Source organism: Pseudomonas sp. NFR09, assembly GCF_900111535.1.
In the GTDB taxonomy this organism is placed as follows: Bacteria; Pseudomonadota; Gammaproteobacteria; order Pseudomonadales; family Pseudomonadaceae; genus Aquipseudomonas; species Aquipseudomonas extremorientalis.
In genome coordinates this window covers 799,443-823,061 of sequence record NZ_FOIH01000001.1, presented here as the reverse complement: position 1 = coordinate 823,061, position 23,619 = coordinate 799,443, and the positions used below count along the sequence as shown (strand labels likewise).

Genomic DNA, 23,619 nt, shown 5'->3' with positions numbered 1-23,619 from the left:
TGCTTGGCAGTTTCAGCTTCTTATGAGAGCGGGCGTTCTTATTGATCTGGCCCGGGCTGATAGTTGCAAACCGCAGATAACGAAGAAGTGGCACGAAGATTACAATTCTGGAAACTCACACTTATCTAACAAATAAGTAATGCTCTGGTGAAGTTTGCGTCAGGGTCAGTTGGTTAGTCTGCGCACTGAATCTTTCAGTCGAGGAACTAATCATGAAGTTTTATAAAGTCGCGCTGGGTGTTTTAACCGCCATCCTGTCGTTCGGTGCGTTGGCCGAAGGTGGGGGGGACCGTACGTTCGCACTGATGATGGAGCGCAATGAAAAAGCCATGGCCGAGTACGCCGCCAAAAAGGGCAAGCCGGCGCCCGAGGTGCAGGCGTATCGCTATGGCATGAAGCTGGACATCGCCAAGGTGGTCAACGTCACGCCGCCGATCCGCTCGTGCAACGCGGTGCCGTCGCGCATGACCTATGAAGACTCCAGCGGCAAGCTCAAGACCCTTGAGTATCAAGTGATGGGCGTGTGCCGAAACAACGGCAGCTGATGTGGCCGAAAAAATACTTGGGCGAGGGCCTCAAGCTCGCTTAAGAAAATGCCGGCAGCGCCGATGCAGGTCGGATTCATCTCCCTCATTTGATCCTCGGTGCCCCATGTTCAACACCCGTTTGAAGCAGGAGCTGTCGGCTCTTCGCGAAGAGTTGTCCAGCTTGAATCAGGTCAAGGAGAGCCTGGAAAGTGAAATGCTGTGCCTGACGCTGGACGCCGAAGGCCGGGTGGAATGGGCCAATGCCAACTTCCTGCAGGAGCTGGCCTACCAGAGTGGCCAACTGCTGGGGCGTGCGATCGAAGACCTGGAGCCGGCCCACGTGCGCAGGGATGAGTTCCAGCAACGCTTCAAGAACGCCCTGGTGCGCGGCGAGCATTTCGCCGGCACCGTGCGCCTGATGCGGGGCAATGGCCAGGAAGCCTGGCTGCGTTCGATTCTGCAGCCGGTGCGCAGCTCCGAGGGGCGCATCAAGCATTTTTCGATTTATTCCAGCGACCTCACCCGCACCATCGAGGCTTCCCGCGAGCATGAAAACCTCATGAACGCGCTGGTGCGCTCTACCGCCGTGATCGAGTTCGACCTCGGCGGGCACGTGCTGAGCGCCAATGACCGTTTCCTCGGGGGCATGGGTTACAGCCTGGCGCAGATCCAGGGCAAACATCACCGGATATTCTGCGAGCCAGAGGAATACAACAGCACCGAGTACCAGGACTTCTGGAAGCGCTTGAACGCCGGTGAGTTCGTCGCGGCACGCTTTAAACGGGTCGACAGCCATGGCCGCGTGGTGTGGCTGGAAGCGACCTACAACCCGGTGCTGGACGCCAATGACCGGTTGTACAAAGTGGTCAAGTTCGCCACGGTGATCACCGACCAGGTCAACCAGGAACAGGCGGTCGCCGACGCGGCGAACATTGCCTACAGCACCTCGTTGCAAACCGACAACAGCGCCCAGCGCGGCACCACCGTGGTGACCCAGGCGGTGGATGTGATGCGCGACCTGGCCAGGCACATGCAACAGGCCGGTGACGGTATCGAGGCGCTCAACGCCCAATCCCAAGTGATCGGCACCATCGTCAAGACCATCAGCGGCATTGCCGAGCAGACCAACCTGCTGGCGCTCAACGCCGCCATCGAAGCGGCGCGTGCTGGCGAACAAGGTCGTGGTTTTGCGGTAGTCGCCGATGAAGTTCGGCAGTTGGCCTCGCGCACCAGCAAGGCCACTGAGGAAATTGTCGGCGTGGTCCGTCAGAACCAGGACATGGCCCGCGACGCGGTCGCCCTGATGACCGACGGTCGCCTGCAAGCCGAACAGGGCCTGGCGCTGGCTGCCGAAGCGGGCACGGTGATCGTGGAGATCCAGGACGGGGCGCAGAAGGTGGTCAGCGCGGTGGGCCAGTTCGCCAACCAACTGTCGAGTTGAGCGTAGGGCTTCAGGTATCGTAGGGGCTTTCTGGTATCAAGAGTCGACTGTCCATGAGCCCTACCCACCGTCGCCCGGTCCCGCTGTCCAAGGCCTACCGCTTGCTCAACCACGGCCCTACGGTGCTGGTGAGCGCTGCCCACAACGGCCAGCGCAATATCATGGCCGCGGCCTGGGCCATGCCGCTGGATTTCGAACCGCCGAAGGTAGCGGTGGTGCTGGACAAGGCCACCTGGACCCGCCAACTGCTGGAAGGCGCCGGCACCTTTGTGTTGCAGGTGCCTTGCGCGAGCCAGGCCGACCTTGTGCAAACCGTGGGCAACACCACCGGTGCCGACACGGATAAGTTTGCCGCCTACGGCTTGCACACGTTCCGCGGTGAACACATCGACGCGCCGCTGCTGGAAGGTTGCGTGGCCTGGCTGGAATGCCGACTGCTGCCCGAGCCTCATAACCAGCAGGCCTATGATCTGTTTTTGGGTGAAGTGGTCGCGGCCTATGCCGACGAACGCGTATTCAGCGACGGCCGCTGGCACTTCGAAGGGCATGATGAACTGCGCACCTTGCACCATGTGGCGGGCGGGCATTTTCTCACCATCGGCCAGCCGATTGATGGGCACGCGCTCTAAGCCTAGTCAGCGCCCGAGCATCTTTACCCAGCGCGACGGCGGCATGCCGTAGGTGCTGCGAAACTGCCGGGTCATGTGGCTCTGGTCGGTGAAGCCGGCCGTCATCGCCGCGTCCACCAGCGATTGGCCCTGGGCCAGCAGGCTGCGCACCAGGTCCAGGCGGCGCATGGTCAGGTAGCGATAGGGGCTGGTGCCGAACAGCAGGCGAAAATCCCGCGACAAGGCCCAGCGGTCACGGCCGGCGTGGTCGGCCATTTCATCCAGGGTGATGCTGCGGCCCAGCGCACTGTGGATGAACTCCCGGGCGCGCTCGGCGGCCACGTAGTCGAACGTCTTGCGGCTGATGATCCCGCCCGAGACGTTGTTCAGCGCATGGGCCAGGTCGAACAGGGCGTCCTGTTCCTGCAATGGGTCGATGGGGTTGTCCAGGTTCTGCAGCAGCACTTCGCTGGCGCGCAACAGCCTGGGGTCGGTAGACAGGCCGCCCGGGATAAACGGCAACGGCTTGCCGCCGAGAATCTGCTGGATCAGCGACGGCTCTACGTAAATCATCCGGTATTTGAAGCCCTCTTCACTGCCGGCGTGGCCGTCGTGGGTTTCATCGGGGTGAAGCACCATGGTTGTGCCCGGCACGCTGTGGATCATGTCGCCGCGGTAGTGAAAGCTCTGCACGCCCGTCAACGTACGCCCGATGGCGTAAGTGTCGTGGCGATGCGGGTCGAAGGCGAAGCCGGCAAAGTATGCCTCGATACGGTCCAGGCCACTGGCATGGGGCGCGCGGTGCAACCAGTCGAGGGTGGCGGTGGGTTTGCCCATGGTAAGGGGTCACAAAAAAGAGAGGGAAATACGTTAACCCAGTCTGCATCCCTTGTCTGCCGGGGTCTTGTACGATTGTGCAGGGCAGGGCAGAGGCCTATGATCGTCGCTCGTGCCTCGCGCTGATGGAGCTGCCCACCATGGATTTTCTCAACCCGGCCTATGTGACGCCCCTGGTTTCCCTGGCCTTGCTGTGGACCGTCGCGGTGGTCACGCCTGGCCCCAACTTTTTCAACACGGCGCAACTGGCCGCCAGCTGTTCGCGCCGTCATGGTGTGGTGGCATCGGCGGGAGTGGCCACGGGTACGATCATGTGGGGCCTGGCGGGTGGCCTGGGCATCAAGTCGCTGTTTACGGCGGCACCGATGCTGTATCTGGCGTTCAAGATCATCGGCGGCTGCTACCTGATCTACCTCGGGTTGAAACTGTTCAAGCGGTCTTCACCGAACATGAGCCAGAACGTGCTGCCGGATGACGCCCGGCGCTCGCTGTTTTCCGCGTGGCGCCTGGGGTTGCTGGGTAATCTGTCCAACCCCAAGGCCGCTTTGTTTGTTGCCACCATCTTCGCGTCAACCATGCCGCCTTCGCCGTCGCCGATGCTGCTGACCCTGGCGGTGATCACCATGGCCACCTTGTCGTTCAGTTGGTATTCCAGCGTGGCACTGGTGTTTTCCAGCGAACGCATGGCCACGCTCTACAGCCGGTCGCGCAAGTGGCTCGACCGCTTTGCCGGTGGCTGCTATGTGTTGTTCGGCGCACATCTGGTAGCGAATCGCTGACGGCCCGTGGTAAGAAGCCTTACGTTCAACAGTGAGGTCGGGTCATGAGCAAGGTGCGGGTAGGTATTATTTTTGGTGGCCGTTCGGCTGAGCACGAAGTGTCGTTGCAGTCGGCGCGCAATATCGTCGATGCGCTCGACCGCTCGCGCTTCGAGCCGGTGTTGATCGGTATCGACAAGGCCGGCCATTGGCACCTCAACGACACCTCGAACTTCCTGCTCAACCAGGAAAACCCGGCGTTGATCGCCCTCAACCAGTCCAACCGCGAACTGGCGGTGGTGCCCGGCAAGGCCAGCCAGCAATTGGTGGAGACTTCCGGCAGCGGCCTGCTGGAACATGTCGACGTGATCTTCCCCATCGTCCACGGCACCCTCGGCGAAGATGGTTGCCTGCAAGGCCTGTTACGTATGGCCGACCTGCCTTTCGTGGGTTCCGACGTGCTCGGTTCGGCGGTGTGCATGGACAAGGACATCAGCAAGCGCTTGCTGCGCGATGCCGGGATTGCCGTCACCCCATTCATCACCCTGACCCGCAGCAATGCGGCGCGTACTTCGTTTGAGGCCGCGGTGAACAAGATCGGCCTGCCGATGTTCGTCAAACCTGCCAACCAAGGCTCATCGGTGGGCGTGAGCAAAGTCGGCGACGAAGCCGAGTACCATGCTGCCGTTGAACTGGCCCTGGGCTTCGATGAAAAAGTGCTGCTCGAATCGGCGGTAAAAGGCCGCGAAATCGAATGCGCCGTGCTGGGCAATGATCACCCCATCGCCAGTGGTTGCGGCGAGATTGTGGTGAGCAGTGGTTTCTATTCCTACGACAGCAAGTACATCGACGACCAGGCCGCCCAGGTGGTGGTGCCGGCCGATATCAGTCATGACGCCAGCGAGCGTATTCGCCGGTTGGCCATTGAGGCTTTCGAGGTGCTGGGCTGTTCCGGCCTGGCACGGGTCGATGCGTTCCTTACCGACGATGGCGAGGTGTTGATCAACGAAATCAACTCACTGCCCGGCTTCACCCGCATCAGCATGTACCCCAAGCTGTGGCAGGCGGCGGGCATGAGCTACAGCGAACTGGTGAGCCGCCTGATCGAGCTGGCGCTGGAGCGGCATGCGGGGCGCAAGGGGTTGAAGATCAGTCGGTAGTCGTTCATCAGTGGCTCAGTAACGCCATCAGGCGTTACTGAGGACTTCCCGAAAGACGTCCGGTCTGATTGCAGCGATATGCAGCAAGGAGCGTGCTGCGCCAGAAGGGGAGCGACGCCCTTGCTCCCACTCTTGAAGGGTTCTTACCGAAACGCCCAGAAGCTCAGCAAATTTGGGTTGCGACAACCCGGTCTTGCTTCTTGCTTCGGCGGCTTGAGTGATTTCGACCTGTTTCACCGAGCCGTATCGTCCTGCTTTAACATCCTGAACAGTGGCAAGCAGCTCTTCGCCAATGTTGCGTTTGGCATCCCGTTCTTGCAGCTGTTTCTCAGTGAGTGGCATGGTTCATTTCCTTCGCGATTTTGTACAGGGTGTGCGCTGGAATACTGTCGGTCGCGCCCTTGCCATATATCAGTAGCGCTACCAAGGCCCCGCAAGCCAATTGTGTGGTGTAGATTATTCGTACCGATCCACTTTTGCCTCGACCTTCCAGGCTCCAGCGTATTTTTCGACATCCGCCTGAGCCGGGTATAACGTTCCCTGCTTCAGGATGACTGGCTAGAAAAGCCATGAAAATGCCTCTTTCCTCTTCGGTCCAATAGTCAGGCCATAACCTGCTGAACAGAGGCGATTCTATTATCGTTAACATGCGGAATTCTACGTCTTTGACGTAGCCTCTGGCAAGAACGGGCGGGCCAGAAAATCGCAGGATAACGGGTACTGCTCAAGGTGCGTTTTATCGCAAAAAATGACATGGTACTTTGCGTGTCGGCGATATGAGTAGGGCCTGGGACCGTGCTTGGTAAGCTGCCTCTCACCGCTGCGTACGAGCAATCCACGAATAGATCAACGTCTTCATTTCCTCCGGGTGATGCGTCCTTCGGCGGTAGCTGGCAAAGGTGGGGGAGGTGCAGTAAGTGCACACCTCACTCACCTCGATTTGTTCACGCCGGATGCCGGCCGCTTGCAGCAACATCACGCCATACCCGCTCAAGTCAAACCACGCGCTTGCTGCTTGCCTGGCGTGGGGCGGTGCAATTTGCGCGGGCAATAACGGTGCGGGTTGCGCTGCGCTCCACGGCGCCCGCCCGGTTGCCCACAGGTGCTCCTGGTCAGCCTGGAACTGCGCAACAAACCCCTCGCTCACCTCATAGCAGCACGGTTTGATCGACGGTCCGATCGCCACGCGCAACTGGTCGACTGCAATCCCTTCGTCGGTAAAACGCTTGATTGCATTGGCGATGATCCCGCTTTGCAGCCCCTTCCATCCTCCATGCACCGCAGCGACCTTTTCGCCGTTCTGCGCGGCAATCAGAAGGGGCAGGCAGTCAGCGGTGATCACCGCGATGGGCTTGTGCTCACCTGTGCATACCCCGTCCGCTTCAACGGTATTGGGTACCTGGTCGGCTTGCCACTCGATCACTGAGGCGCTATGCACCTGCTTGCAGATGAACACCCCATCGGGGCGCAGCGGATCATTGATCGAACAAAAACCGTGGTCGACGCCAGGGATGGCGCCGAGATTATCTGCCTGTTGCACGAGCGCTTTCTCCGATGTTTGAAGTGTTCAGTCGCCGACCGCTTTGCCTTCACGCCGAGGGTCGGCGCCGCCACTGAGCGACACCTTGCCCTGGGCATCCCGCATGCGAACGATGGCCTGGATGCCGCTGGTCATATCGATCTCGCTCAGGGCATGGCCTCTGTCCTTGAGGGCCTGTTTCAGTGCAGGGCTGAACAGGCCGGTCTCCAGCTCGGTGGCACCATTGCGACTGCCGAAGTTCGGCAGGCTGATGGCCGCTTGCGGGTCAAGTTTCCAGTCAAGCATCGCCACCAGGGACTTGCTGACGTACTCGATGATTTGCGAGCCACCGGGCGAGCCGACCGTGGCCAGTAACTCGCCGCTGTTGCGATGGAACACCAGGGTCGGCGCCATCGCCGAGCGCGGGCGCTTGCCGGGCTCGATGCGGTTGGCCACCGGCTGGCCGTTTTCCTCGGGGATAAACGAGAAGTCGGTTATCTGGTTGTTGAGCAAGAAACCTTGCACCATCAGATGAGAGCCGAACGCCGCTTCCACCGTGGTGGTCATCGACACGGCGCCACCCTGGTCATCCACCGCCACCACTTGTGAGGTGGAGATGCGCAACGGCGAGCGGTCCGGCGCATAGGCCACCTGGATACCCGCTGGTACGCCCGGTTTGGCGATGCCCATGCTGCGCTCGCCGATCAAGGCGGCGCGCTTGGCCAGGTACTCCGGTGCGACGAGGCCCGCGACCGGCACGGGCACGAAGTCCGCGTCCGCGACGTAGAGGCCGCGATCAGCGAAGGCCAGGCGCCCGGCTTCGGCCAGCAGGTGCACGGCTTCGGGGGTTGGTTCAAGGCCGGCAGGCGATGCGCTTTTTACCGGAGGCATCGCCGCGATGTCCTGGGCTTTCAGGGCCTGCAAGGTGCCCAGGATTTGCGCGACGGCGATCCCGCCCGACGACGGCGGTGGCATGCCGCAGACTTTCCACTGCTTGTAATCGGTGCACAGTGGGGGGCGCTCCTTGGCTCTATAGCCTTTGAGGTCTGCCTGGGACAGGCTGCCCGCGTTGCGATGACCTTGCACCTTGCGTGCGATCTCATCGGCAATCGGCCCTTGGTACAGCGCGTCCGGGCCTTCCTTGGCGATGCGTTTGAACACATTGGCCAGCGCCGGGTTTTTCAACACGGTGCCGGTGGCTTTCGGTGTGCCATCGGCATTCAGGAAATACGCCGCCATATCTGGTGATTGCGGGATGTTATGGTCAGCCGCGATCAGGCTATGCAAGCGCGCAGAAATGGCGAAGCCCTGTTCCGCCAGGCGGATTGCCGGCTCGAACAGCGTGGCCCAGTGCAACCGGCCAGTCTTCTTGTGCGCCATTTCGAGCGCGCGCAATACTCCAGGCGTACCGACTGAGCGTCCCCCAATCTGCGCCTCCGCAAACGCCATCGGTGTGCCGTCGCCCCTCAGGAACAAACGCTCGGTGGCCCCGGCCGGCGCGGTTTCACGGCCGTCATACGCGTGTACGTTTTTCCCGTCCCACACCATGATGAACGCGCCGCCGCCGATGCCGGAGGACTGCGGCTCCACCAGCGTCAACACTGCCTGCATTGCAATCGCCGCATCTATTGCCGAACCGCCCATGCGCAGCATCTCGCGTCCGGCTTCGGCTGCCAGCGGGTTGGCCGCCGCGGCCATATGGCGCTCGGCGTGTTGAGTCGTGAGGTCGGTGCGATAGCCGGAACCCAGCTCCGGTGCCGGAGGCTGTTGGTTGACCGGGGTATGGCAGGCAGCCAGGGTGAGGGCTGCGGCAATCACCGACAGTTGACGGCGGGAAATCGAAAACACGCGCTGAACTCCGTTCATTTTGAGAATGATCTGTTGTCCTTGGGGTAGTGCTTTTTACAGGTAAATCGTGCCTTGCAGGTAGAGCACCCCGTGGCCGGAAATGATCACGCGATCACCCTTGAGCTCGCAGCGCAGTTGGCCACGGCGCTTGCCGCCCTGTTCGGCGGTCAACCGGTTCTTGCCCAGGCGCTCAGCCCAGAATGGCGCCAATGAAGTGTGGGCCGAACCGGTCACCGGGTCTTCATTCACACCCACATTCGGCCCGAACCAGCGGGAGATAAAATCAAACCTCGCGCTTTGGGCCGTCACGGCGATGCCGCGTTTGGGCAGGCCCTTGAGGTGGGCGAAGTCTGGTGTCAGTGCGGCGACTTGCGCTTCGTCTTCCAGCAGTACGATGTAGTCATCAGTGCTGAACACGTCGGCCTGTTCAATGCCGAGCGCGCTCAACATGCCATCGGGCGGTTCGCAGGGTTGTGGTTGCTTGGCGGGGAAGTCCATCGACAGTTCATCACCATTGCGCGTCACCCGAAGTTCGCCGCTACGCGTGGCAAAGCGCAATACCTCTGGCGCGTCCGTCAGTTGGTGAATCAACACCCACGCCGCCGCAAGCGTGGCATGGCCGCACAGGTCCACTTCTATTTCGGGCGTAAACCAGCGCAATTCGTAGAATTCGCCGCGAGGTACAAAGTAGGCCGTTTCAGAGAGGTTGTTTTCGGCGGCGATGGCTTGCAGTTGCTCATCGCTGAGCCATTCGGTGAGCGGGCAGACTGCCGCGGGGTTACCGCCGAAGGGGGACTGGCTGAAAGCGTCGACTTGGTAGATGTCCAGTTTCACCGTGGAGCACTCCGTGCTTAGAGGGGAGGCTGGACACTAACAGCGGGTCAAGGGAGCGTCAAAATACAGATGGCGCCTTTTTTCGGGCGCAACTCTGGGCCGTAGGGGGAGGAGCGCTTCGAGTATGCCCCGCACTTTTCTCCAGGCATAAAAAAACGGCCTACCTTTCGGTAAGCCGTTTTTAGTACTTGGTGGCTACACAGGGACTTGAACCCCGGACCCCAGCATTATGAATGCTATGCTCTAACCAACTGAGCTATGTAGCCAAGTGGCGCGCATTATTCGCGTAGAACGGCAATGCGTCAAGTATTTATTTTGAGTTTTTATCTACGCTTTCAACTGTTTAAGCGAAATTGCCGGATCGGGCGACGAGTGGTTCGCGATTCGCCCGCCTGCGCAGTCAGAAAAGCCTGATCGCGGTGGGCAGATATCCCTGCCGTCCAGCGCAACGTCTGATTTTAAGAACGCGTCGAGTTGTGAGTGGCGCGTTTAAGCTGTTCGCGCGCCCGAGAGAGGCGCGAGCGGACCGTGCCGATCGGAATCTCCAGTGCGTCGGCGGTCTCCTGGTAGCTACCGTCGGTTTCCAGTGAGGCGTAGAGCGTCTTGCGCATCTCTATGGGTAGGTGGTCGATGGCGCTCAAGGTTTTCTCCAGGCGTCGATTGATTTCAAATTCCCAGTCCAGATTGTGGTTGTCTTCCTGGCCGTGCCACAGCGACTCGTCGAATTCGCAATGCACGGGTTTGGCATACAAGCGCCTGAAGTGGTTGCGTATGAGGTTTTGCGCGATACCGCACATCCAAGTGCTGAGCGTGGCGTTCCCGCTGAAACGTTCACGGTTACGCCAGGCTTCCAGGTACGTCAATTGCAGCAGGTCGTCTGCATCTTCGGGGTTGAGTACGCGCTTGTGAATGAAGCGCCGAAGTTTTTTTTGCTGGTCGTCTGTCAGGTGAAGCATGAATTGAGGCGAGCTGCCAACCAGGTGCGCTAAAGCTTCAATAGGGATATTCATGGATTTTTCCTTGGAGTAGACGCAGTCGAAAGGTGTCGACGAGAACCCCATTTGCACTGGCTGTGCCAGGCGGAAAAATTTCATAATCTATTGATTTATATGTATAAAAATTTTTTGTTGGCGCGCTTTTGTGCAAGTGCTTGCAGAAAGCGTTGAAGGCTTGTGCAAGTTTTTTCAAATGTGCAGTGGACCATTTGTTGATGGAACCGCTTTGGCTGCTTTTGCCACACAGGGAAATACTCTTCCTGTTCAGGTCCAGTCATGGTTGATTTCCCTTCCGAACTGCAAAAAATTCGCAACGAGGATCGGCCAAGTGTCAGTCATACCTCCACACCTACTGCAAGCCAGGTAGCCGATGACCTGGCTCTTCTGTTCAACGAGGAAGTGGGAGCCAGCAGCCGGGCACTGAATCGGCGGCAGCTCATCCTGCCTGTGGCTGCGGTTCAGTTGCTTAATCAGCTTTATGATCAATGGGGTCATCCCGCCAAGAAGACGTTGGCAATGGCCATATTGCAATTCAAGCAGCAGCTGCGAATGCTTGTCGGGGTTGAAAAGTTGCTGGGGCTTTGCGAGGGCGACCCCGCTCTCACCTTTATTGTGCTCAAGAATGTGGAAGCCCAGTCGGGCACCGAAGCAACCTTGGCACGCGATGCAATCATCAAGCTTGAGGCGCGTTTCAAAGGGGAGATCCAGGCAGGTCTGAATACTGCGGCTGCACTTCGGGCGGGATGTGCCGACCTGCAAGAGCGTCAGGCGCTGCGAATGCTCTATTACACCAACGTGGTTTCGCGCCAATCCCTGATGAAGATCCTGCAGGCACTGCTGGATGTATACGGTGACGAACGGTTTTCAAAAGGGCTCAAGGTGATGCAAAAAGCCTTGGCGGACGATATCGCGGCGAAGGTGTCATCATTGCCCTCGGCGCATTTGCGTACCTTGCTCCTGGGCCTGCAAAGCTGTTGGCAGTTGAGTGGAGTATTTGTCCTGTGCCAGGCATTGATCGAGCGTCTGAGGATAGAGCGCGTTACGTCGAAGCTGATGCAGCGCTTGTTGGGTTACACCACTACAGGCATCGACTCCCAGGAACTTCAACGACTGTTGGAGGAACTGGAAGCGGGCAGCCAACTCAGCCGCACCCTGATAGCCCTCAATGCCATTTACTCGGTATTCAACAAGTTCCCTCTGGCATTGTGGTTTGACAACCGGACGCGTGATCAGCTTCTGCACAACCTGTTGGTAAGAATGGGGGAACTCACGAAAATGGAGCGTGAGTACCTGCAAGCCACGGCAACGCCGGAGACTCTTGCGTGACTGCGCTTTCGGCCATCAACCGTTTTTTGCTGAAAGTCGCGCAGCGCGCCGAAGTGCTGGGCGCCGTGGTGGTGATGGCCGTCGTGTTCATTTTCATCGTGCCGCTGCCCACCTGGCTGGTGGACATCCTGATTGCGCTCAACATCTGTATCTCGTGCCTGTTGATCGTATTGGCGCTGTACCTGCCGGGGCCATTAGCGTTCTCATCGTTTCCGTCGATTCTGTTGCTGACCACTATGTTCCGCTTGGCGCTGTCGATTGCAACCACACGTCTGATCCTGCTGGAGCAGGACGCCGGTGAGATCGTCGAGGCCTTCGGCAATTTCGTGGTCGGCGGCAACCTGGCGGTGGGGATGGTGATCTTCCTGATCCTGACGCTGGTCAACTTTCTGGTCATCACCAAAGGCTCGGAGCGGGTGGCCGAGGTGGCTGCGCGTTTCAGCCTGGATGCCATGCCCGGCAAGCAAATGTCCATCGACAGCGACCTGCGTGCCGGCCTCATCGACGGCATGCAGGCAAGGGACAAGCGAGACCAGTTGTCTCGCGAGAGCCAACTGTTCGGGGCCATGGACGGTGCGATGAAGTTCGTCAAGGGCGACGCTATCGCCGGCCTGATCATTGTCGTGGTCAACCTGTTGGGCGGCTTCGCCACAGGCATGTTCCAGCATGGCTTGAGTGCTTCCGACTCTATCAGCCTGTATTCGGTGCTGACCATCGGCGACGGTCTGATTGCGCAGATCCCGGCGCTGCTGATTTCTCTCACCGCCGGCATGATCATCACCCGTGTGGCGCCGGATGGTCGCAAAGGCATCACGAACATGGGCGCCGAAATCGCCCGGCAGATGACGAGCGAACCCAAGAGCTGGGTGATCGCTTCGGTTGGGATGCTCGCCTTTGCGGCGGTGCCTGGCATGCCTACCGTGGTGTTTATCCTGATAGCGTTGGTCACTGGAAGCCTGGGGTATTACTTGATGCGCCAGCGCCAACGGCAGGAACAACCCAACGCTGGAGCCGAGGAAGCGGTGCGCCCCGAAGAGAATGGCCATGAGGATTTGCGTGGGTTCGACCCCACAAGGCCCTACCTGCTGCAGTTCTCTCCGGTGCTGCGCGGCACGCCCGAGGTGGCCGATCTTATTTATGCGATTCGCCAGGCGCGAAATGCGCTGGTCACCAATATCGGCCTCACATTGCCATCGTTCGAGGTGGAACTCGATGACACGCTGGCCGACGATGAAATGCGCTTTTGTGTGCATGAGGTGCCAATGGTCAGGGCATCGGTCGTCAGCCTGGTTGCAATTGAGCGCAAGGCATTCACCATTGAGCCTGCGCACGCCATAGCGGGGCAGGCGGAGCGCGATGAGCAGGATTGGCTCTGGGTGCCGCCGGATGATCCGTTGCTCGATGATCCGCAGTTGGAGCGCTTCACTGCGGCGAGCCTGATCGTAGAACGCATGAAGCAGGCCATGATGCTCAGCGGGCCACAGTTCCTGGGGATTCAGGAGAGTAAGTCGATCCTCGGCTGGCTGGAGCACAACCAACCGGAATTGGTCCAGGAGCTCCAGCGGATCATGCCGCTGTCGCGGTTTTCGGCTGTGTTGCAACGCTTGGCCAGCGAAGGTGTGCCGTTGCGGGCGGTGCGGCTGATTGTCGAGTCACTGATCGAGTACGGCCAGCATGAGCGTGAACCGGAGGCGCTGGCCGACTACGCGCGCATTGCGCTCAAGGCACAGATCTACCATCAGTACAGGGAAGCAGACGGCCTGCACGCGTGGCTGCTGTCGCCGCAGAGTGAAAACATCCTGCGTGAGGCATTGCGCCAGACCCAGACCGGCGTGTTCTTCGCACTCGACGAAGAGCATAGCGCGGCGTTGGTCAACCTGCTCAATCAAGCCTTTTCCGTGCGCCCGAAATTCAAGAGCGTGATGCTGGTCGCGCAGGATTTACGCAGCCCTCTGCGTACCTTGTTGCTGGAAGAGTTCAACTACGTACCGGTGTTGTCCTTTGCCGAGCTGAGCAGCACCTCAAAGGTCAAAGTACTGGGGCGTTTCGACTTCGGTCAGCATGAGTTGATGCGTGGTGCTGTGGAATGAGGGCTTGATGATGTTTGAGTTACGCGTGCTTGATGGACTGCACCAGGGGGCAGCGCTGCCTTTGTTTGGGGAGCAGTGGAGCATCGGTGCTCACACCGACGCCGATCTGTTACTGCACGATCCTGGTATCGCCGAGCAGCATGCAAGGCTGAGGCTCATTGATGCGAACTGGTCGGTGCAGGCCGAGGCCGGGTTGTTGCGCGGGGCTGATGGTCAGGTGCTGGCTCAGATCGCGCGTCTGGCGCTCAACGATGTATTTTCAGTGGGAGGCGTGCGTCTGTGTGTCAGTCTGGCCGATGAGCCCTGGCCTCAATCACCCGCTCCTGCACCGGTAGCACCGCCCGCGCTCAATGAGCCGGCGCGGCAACTCAACTTGTCTACCATCTCCCACTCCCAGCAAAAGCGCCTGGTCAGCCTGGTGCTGGCGATAACGGTCATCTTCATCGTGGTGGGCATGGCCTACACCGGGGACCCGGAGGCCAAGGCGTCCTTGAGGCCGCCAGTGGTGCAGAAGCAGGCGTTGGCCTCACCGTTCGACGTGCGCCAACAGCTGTTGAAGATGCTCAACGAACGCGAGTTGAGCCAGCGCGTCAACTTGCAGGTGATCAATGGCCAGGTCGCGCTCGATGGCGACGTTTCCCAGGACGATGTAGAGCTGGTCGCACGCATGCTCAACCGTTTTGGCGAACAATACGACAGCGCGGTACCGGTGATCAGCCGTGTGCGCGCGCGCGATGGAGCCTTGCCGTTCAAGATTGTGCAGATTGTGGGAGGAGCCAATGGTCACGTCGTGCTGGAGGAAGGTAGCCGGCTGTTTGTTGGTGATGAAGTGGATGGCCTGCGCCTGGTGCTGATCGACAATGGCAAAGTGGTGTTCGACGGCGCGCAGCGTTATGAGGTGCGCTGGTGAGCACGGAAGTACAGGCGCGTCTCGACGCTTGGCACCAGCATCAGGTCCAGTCGTTGGCCGCCTTCGCGCCCGTGTCGATGCGTGGGCGGATCCAGCGTGTCAATGGCATGTTGCTGCAGTGCCGATTGCCCCAGGCGCGTATCGGGGATTTGTGCCAGGTGGAGAAAAGGCCAGGCGACTGCATGCTCGCCGAGATCATCGGTTTTGACCAGCAGGATGCCGTACTCAGCGCCTTGGGCAACCTGGAAGGTGTACAGGTGGGCGCTGGTGTCGAGCGCCTAGGGGTATCCCATCGGGTACGGGTCAGCGAGGCACTGCTGGGCCAGGTGCTGGACGGTTTCGGGCGGGCGATCGCGGGAGATGGGCCCAGCGCGTTTGTCGAAGCTGACTTGGCGGATACCAGCGCAGTCCTGTGTGAGGCGCCATTGCCCACCGAACGGCCACGGATCAACCGTGCACTGGCAACCGGTGTTCGCTCGATCGATGGTTTGCTGACGCTGGGCGAAGGACAGCGTGTAGGACTGTTCGCGGGGGCAGGGTGTGGCAAAACAACCCTGTTGGCCGAAATCGCCCGTAACGTGGAGTGCGACGTCATCGTGTTTGGCCTGATCGGCGAACGGGGTCGCGAACTGCGCGAGTTTCTTGATCATGAGCTCGATGCACAACTGCGTGCCAAGGCGGTGCTGGTGTGTGCCACGTCCGATCGTTCCAGCATGGAGCGAGCACGTGCAGCATTTACGGCGACCGCGCTGGCTGAAGGTTTTCGCCGCAAGGGCAAGCGTGTGTTGCTGCTGATCGATTCCCTGACGCGTTTTGCCAGGGCCCAGCGTGAAATCGGCCTGGCGGCTGGCGAACCCCTTGGTCGCGGCGGCCTTCCTCCTTCTGTCTACAGCCTGTTGCCGCGGCTGGTAGAGCGCGCCGGGTTAACAAATGAGGGCGTGATCACGGCGATCTATACGGTGCTGATCGAGCAGGACTCCATGAACGACCCGGTGGCTGATGAAGTTCGCTCGTTGCTCGATGGTCATATCGTGCTGTCCCGTAAGTTGGCCGAGCGTGGGCACTATCCTGCGGTCGATGTGCTGGCGAGCTTGTCGCGGATCTTGAGCAACGTCGCCGAGCCTGCGGATATCCAGGCGGGTACTGCGTTGCGACGTTTGTTGTCGGCGTATCAGCAGATCGAGCTGATGCTCAAGCTGGGGGAGTACCAGTCTGGAAGTGATGCCCTGACCGACCTTGCCGTGGAGAGTCGCCAGGCTGTCGATGGTTTCTTGCGCCAGGACTTGCGTGAGCCTTCGCCGATGACCGCGACACTGGATCAACTCAAGGAGCTGACTGCCTATGTCCCATTCTGATGTGCTGCTCGGTGAAGTCGAGACGCTGCGACGCCTGCGCCGCCACCGAGCGGACCGGGCAGAGCGTGCCTTGCGTGAGGCCAAGCGGGCCCAACAGGCGCTGTTTGCGCATATCCGGCAGGCCGAGGATGCACTTGAGCAGACTCGGCAGGAGGAGGCTCGACGAAGTACTCAATTGCTCGATCAGCATCAGGGTCAGGTATTGACCCTTAAGGCCCTGAAATCCTGGAGTGCTCAGGAGCGCTCGTTGTCCGCCACTACCCGCAGAGAAATGGGGCAATTGGCGGCATTGCAAGACCAGCGGGAAGACAAGCAAGCCCGCGTTGGCACTGCTCAGAAAAAGGTGACCGATTGCCTGCGACAGGTGGAAAAACTCCAGGAACTATCTCTTTTACTGGCACAGGAGCCAACATGAACCAGGTATCAGACAAACCTGCTGAACGCCCACGCTCGAATGAGTCACGAGAGGAACGAGAGCCGGGAACTGCGGGCGTGGTGCCGGCGGAATTGACGCGGTTGTTCGCCCAGTTCTGGGCCGGTGACGATGAGGGGGCAGGCGATCGAGGTTCCCTGCGGGGAACAAAAGCCTCGGGCGGCACGGCCATGATTGAGGCGCTGACCGAGCAACTGGTGCCTCGTCTGCAGGCCACTTCGCAGTGGCCGCTCCAAGCTGTGTTGTACTTGCCCCGCCTGGGGCGGATCAACGCCAGTGTGCGCCGCGAACAGAGTAGCTGGAGTATCGATCTGGAAGCGCAAGAGGAGGCGACCGCACGCTGGCTTAGCGGCGTACGGCAACAGTGTGAAGATCGGTTTGCACTGACGCTGGGGCGGTCGGTCAGCCTGTCTCTACCTACTATCGGCAGCACATGATAGTGCCGCTTTTGACATTACCTTCGATCAACGGCGACATAGCTGCTGCGCGACGTCGACTGGGACGCGGCATGAGCTTGGTGTTCCATGTGGCCGGGCAGGCAGGTCAGATGCTGCTCGAACCTGGACGTGCTCCCGCCGGTGGCCAGGCGATGTTCTTCGAAACCGCGTGTGGCGTGCTGGCTCTCGCTGAAGCTGGGCCGTTGCTCAGCCTGCTGGGTGAATGCCCCGTGACGTTAGCCCCCTCCGGCAACGATCCGGATTCCTGGTTTTGGGCGTTGTTCCAGTTTTACCTGAGCCCTCAGGTGAAAGCCGTGTTGGGCTATGTGCGATTGCTGGAGGCCGAACAACTCCCCAAGGCGTTTGGCTGCCGGCTCAGTGTGGCCCTGGGTAAAGCCCGGGTCGAAGGGTATGTGTGGCTGGCTCCCGAGAGTTTTCTGGTGTTGTGCGACGCCGGCCCATGGCGCGCCACGGCCCGACCGATGCCCGCGTCGTTTCGGTTGACCATTGCAGTGACCCTGGGGCGCCTGCAGTTGCCGATCGCCCAGGTACGCAGCCTGCGCACTGGTGATGTGCTGGTGCTTGAGCAGAGCTTCTTTGTGGCCGAGGGCAGCGGCTACCTACAGGTTGGCACACAGCGACTGTATGGGCGCATTGACGATGACAGCGGGCCGTTAGGCCTGACCCTTACTTCAATTGAGGAGACGTCTGTGGACGAAGAATATCTAGCCCCCGACTACGCTGGGGATGAGGGTGATGAGCCTGTGATGGACGTATTCGGTCACGAGCCGTTCGACGAACTGAGCATGGCGCTGAACGTGCGCTGCGGCACGTTGAACTTGACCCTGGGCGAGTTGCGTAACCTCGCGCCGGGCGCGGTGCTGGGCATCGCCGGTTATGCGCCAGGCATGGCTGGCCTCTATTATGGCGATCGACCGATTGGCCAGGGACAGTTGGTTGAAGTCGACGGGCGTCTGGGCTTGCAGTTATCCCGTGTGATGTTCGGCCGATGATACTTCAGGGGTTGGACCCCTTAGTCCTGGCGGTCTTTTTAGCGGCATTGTCATTGATGCCCATGCTGTTGATCGTCTGCACGGCGTTCCTGAAGATCGTGATAGTGCTGATGATCACCCGTAACGCCATTGGTGTGCAGCAGGTGCCGCCGGGCATGGCCATCAATGGCATCGCGCTCGCAACCACGCTATTTATCATGGCGCCGGTGGGGTATGAAATAGCTGAGAACATCAAAGCCGCACCGCTGGACCTGAGCAATGTGCAGACGCTTCTGCAGACGGGAAGTGAAGTGATTAAACCGTTGCGTGCCTTCATGTTGCGTAACGTCGACCCGGATGTGCTGACACATCTGCTGGAAAACACGTCACGTCTGTGGCCCGCTCAACTGGCCCGGGAGGTGCAACGCGAAGACTTGATTCTGTTGATCCCGGCGTTTGTGCTGTCGCAACTGCAGGCGGGGTTCGAGATCGGCTTCCTGATCTATATCCCCTTCATTGTCATCGACTTGATTGTCTCCAACCTACTGTTGGCGTTGGGCATGCAAATGGTCTCGCCGATGACCATTTCCTTGCCGCTCAAATTACTGTTGTTCGTGATGGTGTCCGGTTGGTCACGGTTGCTTGACAGTCTGTTCCTCTCCTATCTCTGAGTGGCTTATGGAACCCATTGTGCTGTTCAAGCAGGGCATGCTGTTGGTGGTTGTTCTATCGGCACCGCCGTTGATCGTGGCGGTGGTGGTGGGCGTGATGACGTCTCTGGTACAGGCGTTGATGCAGGTGCAGGACCAGACGTTACCCTTCGGCATCAAGCTGGTGGCGGTGGGTATCACGTTGATCATGACCGGCCGCTGGATTGGCGTGGAGCTGATCCAACTGATCAACCTGACCTTTGACATGATCGGCCGATCGGCCCTGAACTGAGACTCTGCCCGTGCTGCTGTATCTCGAGTATTTGCCCAGCCTTTTGGTCGGCATGGCGCGTATCTACCCCTGTGGCATCCTGGTGGCGGCGTTCTGTTTTCAGCATATAAAGGGCATGCCGCGGCATACCATCGTGATGGTCCTGGCATTGATACCTGCACCGGGTATTCATGCGGCGCTGGCAGGTCAGGATTATTCCGCGATGCTGCTGAGTGCGCTGGTGCTCAAGGAGGTGGCCCTGGGGATTCTGATGGGTGTGCTGCTGTCGATGCCGTTCTGGATGTTTGAGTCAGTGGGGGCGTTGCTCGATAACCAGCGCGGCGCTTTGGCCGGTGGGCAGCTCAACCCATCGCTGGGGCCGGATGCGACGCCGATCGGACACTTGTTCAAGCAGCTGGCGATTTTTCTGCTGATGGTGAGCCTGGGGTTGGGCACGCTGACCCAAGTGATCTGGGACAGTTACCTGATCTGGCCACCCACGGTGTGGTTCCCGCTGCCGGCGGCAAATGGCATGAGCGTATTCATCGACCTGTTGGGCGACACCTTTAGGCACATGATGCTCTACGCTGCACCGTTTATTGCGGTGCTGTTGTTGCTGGAGTTCGGCATCGCGCTACTTGGGGTTTACAGCCAGCAGTTACAAGTGAGTACGTTGGCACCACCGGTCAAGAGCCTGGCGGGAATAGGTATCCTCTTGCTCTACTTTGCGCTGTTGCAGGACCTGATCATCGGGCGCATGGGGCTGTTGGGCGATCTTAAACACTCGTTGAGGCTGCTGATCAAGGTCGCCATCCCATGAGTGATTCCGGCGAAAAAAAGCACCCGGCGTCAGCCAAGAAACTGCGTGACCAGCGTAAGAAAGGCCAGGTCGCCCAAAGCCAGGATGTGTCAAAGCTGCTGGCGTTGACGGCCATCAGCGAGATTGCCCTGTTCACTGCCGAGACTAGCCTGCAACGCTTCCAGCAACTGATGCTGCTGCCGATATCACGTTTGACTCAGCCTTTTGTGCGAGCGTTGGAGGAGGTGCTGCTTGAAGGGATGGTGGTGTTTTTCTCATTCGCTCTGCTGATGGCCGCAATGGCAATTACCACCAAGCTGATCAGCAGTTGGATGCAGTTCGGGATGCTGTTTGCACCAGAGACCCTGAAGCTGGATTTCAACCGCCTCAATCCGCTCAGTCAAGTCAAGCAAATGTTCTCTGCCCAACAGTTGATGAACCTACTGATGAGCATCGTGAAAGCCTGCCTTATCGCTTTGATTCTGTATGTGGTGATCTGGCCCTCATTGGGTACGCTGATCAACTTGGCTACCAGTGATCTGCAAAATTACCTACTGGCATTGATAGCGCTGTTTCGCCACTTGCTGCATGCCTGCCTTGGCATGCTGCTGGTACTGGCGCTTATCGACTTCGTCATGGTGAAGCACTTCTTCGCCAAGCGCATGCGCATGACCCAGGTCGAGGTGGTCAAAGAGTACAAGGAGATGGAGGGCGACCCTCACGTCAAAGGCCAGCGGCGTTCACTGGCGTATCAATTGGCTCAGGAAGAACCCAAGGTCAAACTGCCCAAACTGGAAGAGTCCGACATGCTGGTGGTCAACCCGACGCACTTTGCAGTCGCCTTGTACTACCGCCCAGGTAAAACGCCGCTGCCCTTGCTGGTCAGCAAAGGCACGGATGCTGAGGCCCGCCAACTGATCCAGCGCGCCAAGGCGGCTGATGTGCCGGTGATCCAATGTGTATGGCTGGCTCGCACGCTCTACACGAATAAGCTGGGAGCAAGCATCCCTCGCGAGACCTTGCAGGCGGTGGCGCTGATTTACCGCACCTTGCGCGAACTCGATGATGAAGCCAAGCGCGAAACCCTCGAACTGCCGGAGCTTGAACGCCGTTGATCAGCGGCTTGAGCCAATGTCCAAGGCTTGCAGGTTGGCCAGTTAAAGCATCCGGCTAAGGATTCTGTCCAGCGTGCTGTGGGTTGCAGGCAGTGCGTGCCAGATCACCAGCGTGTACTGGGCGTCTAGGTAAACAAAACACCCATCGAATGCCAGTGCCTGCTCAAAGCGTCGCTCCGACACGGGTTGCAATTGGCCGGCCTGCAAGGCAATGCCGGGGCGGTTCCCTGCGCGCAGTGCACACACTACCGGGTACAAGGGTCTGGTGAGTGGCAGAGCCACTCACCAGACTGTCCAGAAACACCTGGCGTTGATCGTCAGGCATTTCCTGGCGACTCATCGTTCCAGCGACACCGTCTGGTAGTCCGGGCGCTCGCCGGCGGGGCCGGGTTCGGCGCGCATGGATGACGGCCACCAGATCACCATCTGGTCCTTGGTCGATTGCGGGCGTGAGCACGAATCGCCTTTGCAGGTGGGCGTACAGCCGCTGACGAGCAATGCCAGGCCGATCAAGATGACGCATAACGGGCTGTGTTTCATGGTTGGGCCTTCTGAGCTGGAGTGATCAAGGAAGGGCGGGGTACGCTGAGGTGTTCATCCTTCACCACGGTGCGCATGGCGATAAACACTTCGGCCTCTTCACCTGGCTTGAGCCACGCACGCGGCCATACGGTGACCGCCAGGGTCTGCGCGGTGCTGCACTCTTTCTCGTCGATACGTACGTTACGTTTGAACTGGTTGCGCAACACCACCACCGCTACGTTGAATTCCGGGCCTGCGTACCATTGGCTGCGTCCGGTATTCAGCGCGAGCAAATCTCGGGTGCTGCATAAAGTGTTCAGTCCCAGGGGCATCGGTGCCGCCTTGAAAGGTTTGGGCACTTCCCCACTGACCAGATGTGCCAGGGTAGTAATGATGTCACTGCGTTTTACTACCGGTTGATGGGGGGAGTAGCGCCTTGCCAGCGGTGCGAGGGCGGCTTGCAGTTCGGCTTGGTCAGCTTGTGGCAAGTAACGCGACGGATCGTCCTGGTCGCCGATAACCCGTGGGGTGAGGATGAACAAGCGTTCGCGCCGATTGTTCTGGCGTTCTGTCGAGGAGAATAACGCTTTGCCCAACAGTGGGATATCGCCCAGGAGGGGAATCTTGCTTTGCTTGTCGGCACTTTCAGTGACCTGGAAACCGCCAACCACCAGCGAGCGCTTTTCCGCCATTACGGCTTGGGTGCTGACCTTGCCCCGGCGGACATCAAGGTGGTTGGGGTCAGGGTTGGACTCGTCGAAATTGCCATCTTCAATGTCCACTGCCAAATGGATCTGGTGACTGCCGCGACTGGTGGTAACCCTGGGGACCACCTGGAAGCTGGTGCCCACGGTGACCGGCAAAATTGTTGCGTATTCAGTGCCACGACTGAGGTACTGGGTGCGGTTGAAGTCGATTACCGCTGGTTGGTTTTCCAGGGTGAGCACTGAAGGGTTCGAGACCATGGTTGCCAGTCCCTTTGTTTCCAACGCGCGGATATCGGCGTAGAAACGGTCACGGTTCTTAATCGACAATTGCGATGAGGTACCGGGTGCCATGTTGACCTTGAAGCGGCTGTTCTGGAAGCCCCAGTTCACCCCGAATTCGCGCAACTGCGTACGATCGATATCGAGAATGATCGCATCGATTTCGATCAGCTTGCGCGCGACGTCGAGCTGGTTGATTAGCTCGCGGTACATGGCCTGGCGTTCAGGCAAGTCATAAATCAGCACAGCGTTGTTGCGCACATCGGCTTCGACGCGTATTCGGCCGCCGGATACCGGTGCTCGTGGGGGCAGCGCCGGCCCTGCGTCCACTTGCCCTGTGTTGCCGTTTGCACCGAGCATTTGGCCCAGCAGCGGGTTGCCCAGCCGAGGTACGTTTGGCGTGATAAAAGCAGGCTGGTGCGTGGGGCGTTGGCTCAGGGCGGAGAGTGCTGAGCCAGAACGTGGTTCCAGCAACCCTCGTAAAATGCTGGCGACGCCGAGGATGTTGAGTTTTTCGCCGCGATAGTCCACTTGGCGATCAGCTGCGTTGGCGAACTTCAGCGGGTAACTCAGTACGCTCTGTTTTTCATCCGCTGAGCGGCGTTGACTGCTGAACTGCTTGATCTGTTCGATGTAGCGCTTGGGGCCGGAGACAAGTACCACACCATCTTCCGGTAATTCTCCCCAGCCGAAACGGCTATCGAGCAGTCCGATATCAGTCAGCGCCTGCTTGAGGTCGCTGATCGTTTCCGACGAGACTTCCAGGCGCGCGGAGTCCTGTTGGTCCAGCGTGCTGATGTAGAGGGTGTTGTTGTAGAGATACCACTGAAAGCGATGCTCAATCCCTAGTCTGTCCAGCAGTGACTGAGGAGTATTCGCGCGGATCTTGCCGTTGACGTTGCCTTCCAGCAGGCCTTCGATTTGCAATTGAGTACCGAAGGTTTGGGCGAAGTCCTCGAGTACGTCTCGTAGGGGTTTGTGCTCCGCCTCGTAGGCGTAGGCGGTATTTTTCCATTCTGCGGGAACGGCAGCCAACGTGCTGCTTAGCGGGATCAATAGCGAGCAAAGCAGGCAAAGGCTGCACCAAAGGGCGCATTTTGATAAAACGCCGGACGAATAAAAACGCAGACTCCTGCGCTCGCGGGTCTTGTTATTCATGGAAAGTGCTCTGGTTAGTACAACTGTGAACGTAGTGGGAAGGGCTTG

Annotated in this window: 25 protein-coding genes, 1 tRNA gene and 2 pseudogenes; 17 read left to right on the top strand and 11 right to left on the bottom strand. The window is 59.4% G+C overall.

The window, feature by feature from the left end; translation table 11 throughout:
• Positions 1-212 precede the first annotated feature (212 nt).
• The 4 genes and pseudogenes from BMX59_RS03815 (at position 213) to BMX59_RS03805 (ending at position 2,597) form a co-directional block, all read left to right on the top strand.
• Positions 213-545 (top strand): DUF2790 domain-containing protein, encoded by a 333-nt coding sequence (locus BMX59_RS03815; protein ID WP_092240533.1) that lies wholly within the window; start codon positions 213-215, stop codon positions 543-545.
• A 106-nt stretch (positions 546-651) separates the two neighbouring features.
• Positions 652-1,428, top strand: a pseudogene (locus BMX59_RS31025) (PAS domain-containing protein); the annotation flags it as partial.
• 108 nt (positions 1,429-1,536) lie between these two features.
• Positions 1,537-1,968 (top strand): methyl-accepting chemotaxis protein, encoded by a 432-nt coding sequence (locus tag BMX59_RS31020; protein WP_371914363.1) that lies wholly within the window; start codon positions 1,537-1,539, stop codon positions 1,966-1,968.
• 53 nt (positions 1,969-2,021) lie between these two features.
• On the top strand, positions 2,022-2,597 hold the full coding sequence (locus tag BMX59_RS03805; protein ID WP_092240537.1) for a flavin reductase family protein: 576 nt from the start codon (positions 2,022-2,024) through the stop codon (positions 2,595-2,597).
• A 6-nt stretch (positions 2,598-2,603) separates the two neighbouring features.
• Here the strand turns inward: BMX59_RS03805 and BMX59_RS03800 are convergent, their stop codons facing one another.
• Positions 2,604-3,413 carry an AraC family transcriptional regulator gene (locus BMX59_RS03800; RefSeq protein WP_092240539.1) on the bottom strand — a complete coding sequence of 270 codons (810 nt, stop codon included), beginning with the start codon at positions 3,411-3,413 and terminating at the stop codon, positions 2,604-2,606.
• Between the two features lie 140 nt (positions 3,414-3,553).
• Between BMX59_RS03800 and BMX59_RS03795 the strand changes: the two genes are divergently transcribed.
• Together BMX59_RS03795 and ddlA are read left to right on the top strand one after the other, a co-directional pair.
• Positions 3,554-4,192 carry a LysE family translocator gene (locus tag BMX59_RS03795; protein WP_092240541.1) on the top strand — a complete coding sequence of 213 codons (639 nt, stop codon included), beginning with the start codon at positions 3,554-3,556 and terminating at the stop codon, positions 4,190-4,192.
• A 44-nt stretch (positions 4,193-4,236) separates the two neighbouring features.
• The gene (gene ddlA / locus BMX59_RS03790; RefSeq protein WP_093120001.1) at positions 4,237-5,331 is read left to right on the top strand and encodes a D-alanine--D-alanine ligase; all 1,095 of its coding nucleotides are present in this window, start codon (positions 4,237-4,239) and stop codon (positions 5,329-5,331) included.
• A 27-nt stretch (positions 5,332-5,358) separates the two neighbouring features.
• Here the strand turns inward: ddlA and BMX59_RS03785 are convergent, their stop codons facing one another.
• The 7 genes from BMX59_RS03785 to BMX59_RS30405 all read right to left on the bottom strand — a co-directional run bounded on the left by BMX59_RS03785 (position 5,359) and on the right by BMX59_RS30405 (position 10,805).
• A complete protein-coding gene (locus BMX59_RS03785; RefSeq protein ID WP_093119998.1) occupies positions 5,359-5,673 on the bottom strand; it encodes a helix-turn-helix domain-containing protein in 315 nt (104 codons plus the stop codon).
• Between the two features lie 472 nt (positions 5,674-6,145).
• A complete protein-coding gene (pgeF, locus tag BMX59_RS03775) occupies positions 6,146-6,871 on the bottom strand; it encodes a peptidoglycan editing factor PgeF (protein ID WP_093119992.1) in 726 nt (241 codons plus the stop codon).
• 27 nt (positions 6,872-6,898) lie between these two features.
• On the bottom strand, positions 6,899-8,716 hold the full coding sequence (ggt, locus tag BMX59_RS03770) for a gamma-glutamyltransferase (RefSeq protein ID WP_093119989.1): 1,818 nt from the start codon (positions 8,714-8,716) through the stop codon (positions 6,899-6,901).
• A gap of 36 nt (positions 8,717-8,752) precedes the next feature.
• Positions 8,753-9,532, bottom strand: a complete 780-nt coding sequence (locus BMX59_RS03765) for a PhzF family phenazine biosynthesis protein (RefSeq protein ID WP_093119987.1) — start codon at positions 9,530-9,532, stop codon at positions 8,753-8,755.
• A 189-nt stretch (positions 9,533-9,721) separates the two neighbouring features.
• Positions 9,722-9,798 (bottom strand) — tRNA-Met (locus tag BMX59_RS03760).
• 192 nt (positions 9,799-9,990) lie between these two features.
• Positions 9,991-10,542 carry an RNA polymerase sigma factor gene (locus BMX59_RS03755; RefSeq protein ID WP_092240549.1) on the bottom strand — a complete coding sequence of 184 codons (552 nt, stop codon included), beginning with the start codon at positions 10,540-10,542 and terminating at the stop codon, positions 9,991-9,993.
• Between the two features lie 95 nt (positions 10,543-10,637).
• Entirely contained in the window at positions 10,638-10,805 is a 168-nt protein-coding gene (locus tag BMX59_RS30405) for a hypothetical protein (protein WP_175486655.1), read from the bottom strand.
• Here BMX59_RS30405 and sctW point away from each other — a divergent pair.
• The 11 genes from sctW to sctU are packed head-to-tail and all read left to right on the top strand — an operon-like array spanning position 10,804 to position 20,905.
• Positions 10,804-11,853, top strand: coding sequence for a type III secretion system gatekeeper subunit SctW (gene sctW, locus BMX59_RS03750; protein ID WP_092240551.1), 1,050 nt, complete (start codon positions 10,804-10,806; stop codon positions 11,851-11,853). The two genes, BMX59_RS30405 and sctW, sit on opposite strands and share 2 nt — an antisense overlap.
• The gene (gene sctV, locus BMX59_RS03745) at positions 11,850-13,943 is read left to right on the top strand and encodes a type III secretion system export apparatus subunit SctV (protein WP_092240553.1); all 2,094 of its coding nucleotides are present in this window, start codon (positions 11,850-11,852) and stop codon (positions 13,941-13,943) included. The genes sctW and sctV overlap by 4 nt, the downstream gene beginning before the upstream one ends.
• A gap of 10 nt (positions 13,944-13,953) precedes the next feature.
• Positions 13,954-14,853: an FHA domain-containing protein gene (locus tag BMX59_RS03740; RefSeq protein WP_170856030.1), complete on the top strand. Its 900-nt coding sequence runs from the start codon at positions 13,954-13,956 to the stop codon at positions 14,851-14,853.
• Entirely contained in the window at positions 14,850-16,208 is a 1,359-nt protein-coding gene (locus tag BMX59_RS03735) for a FliI/YscN family ATPase (RefSeq protein ID WP_092240555.1), read from the top strand. Before BMX59_RS03740 ends, BMX59_RS03735 begins: the two co-directional genes overlap by 4 nt.
• Positions 16,195-16,623 carry a type III secretion system stalk subunit SctO gene (locus BMX59_RS03730; RefSeq protein ID WP_092240557.1) on the top strand — a complete coding sequence of 143 codons (429 nt, stop codon included), beginning with the start codon at positions 16,195-16,197 and terminating at the stop codon, positions 16,621-16,623. The genes BMX59_RS03735 and BMX59_RS03730 overlap by 14 nt, the downstream gene beginning before the upstream one ends.
• Positions 16,620-17,078 carry a type III secretion system HrpP C-terminal domain-containing protein gene (locus tag BMX59_RS03725; RefSeq protein ID WP_092240559.1) on the top strand — a complete coding sequence of 153 codons (459 nt, stop codon included), beginning with the start codon at positions 16,620-16,622 and terminating at the stop codon, positions 17,076-17,078. Before BMX59_RS03730 ends, BMX59_RS03725 begins: the two co-directional genes overlap by 4 nt.
• Complete coding sequence (locus tag BMX59_RS03720; protein WP_092240560.1) at positions 17,075-18,091, top strand: FliM/FliN family flagellar motor switch protein; 1,017 nt, start codon at positions 17,075-17,077, stop codon at positions 18,089-18,091. Before BMX59_RS03725 ends, BMX59_RS03720 begins: the two co-directional genes overlap by 4 nt.
• Positions 18,088-18,741 (top strand): type III secretion system export apparatus subunit SctR, encoded by a 654-nt coding sequence (sctR, locus tag BMX59_RS03715; protein ID WP_093119982.1) that lies wholly within the window; start codon positions 18,088-18,090, stop codon positions 18,739-18,741. Before BMX59_RS03720 ends, sctR begins: the two co-directional genes overlap by 4 nt.
• Before the next feature lie 7 nt (positions 18,742-18,748).
• Positions 18,749-19,012, top strand: a complete 264-nt coding sequence (sctS, locus tag BMX59_RS03710) for a type III secretion system export apparatus subunit SctS (RefSeq protein ID WP_065888055.1) — start codon at positions 18,749-18,751, stop codon at positions 19,010-19,012.
• 10 nt (positions 19,013-19,022) lie between these two features.
• Positions 19,023-19,811 carry a type III secretion system export apparatus subunit SctT gene (gene sctT / locus BMX59_RS03705; protein WP_092240564.1) on the top strand — a complete coding sequence of 263 codons (789 nt, stop codon included), beginning with the start codon at positions 19,023-19,025 and terminating at the stop codon, positions 19,809-19,811.
• Positions 19,808-20,905 carry a type III secretion system export apparatus subunit SctU gene (gene sctU, locus BMX59_RS03700; protein ID WP_093119980.1) on the top strand — a complete coding sequence of 366 codons (1,098 nt, stop codon included), beginning with the start codon at positions 19,808-19,810 and terminating at the stop codon, positions 20,903-20,905. The genes sctT and sctU overlap by 4 nt, the downstream gene beginning before the upstream one ends.
• A 42-nt stretch (positions 20,906-20,947) precedes the next feature.
• Here the strand turns inward: sctU and BMX59_RS30680 are convergent.
• The 3 genes and pseudogenes from BMX59_RS30680 to sctC form a co-directional block, all read right to left on the bottom strand.
• Positions 20,948-21,230 (bottom strand): annotated as a pseudogene (locus tag BMX59_RS30680) (transcriptional regulator).
• An 11-nt stretch (positions 21,231-21,241) separates the two neighbouring features.
• Complete coding sequence (gene hrpT / locus BMX59_RS03690) at positions 21,242-21,445, bottom strand: HrpT family type III secretion system protein (RefSeq protein WP_092240568.1); 204 nt, start codon at positions 21,443-21,445, stop codon at positions 21,242-21,244.
• Positions 21,442-23,571 (bottom strand): type III secretion system outer membrane ring subunit SctC, encoded by a 2,130-nt coding sequence (gene sctC / locus BMX59_RS03685; protein WP_092240570.1) that lies wholly within the window; start codon positions 23,569-23,571, stop codon positions 21,442-21,444. The genes hrpT and sctC overlap by 4 nt, the downstream gene beginning before the upstream one ends.
• Positions 23,572-23,619: the final 48 nt, after the last annotated feature.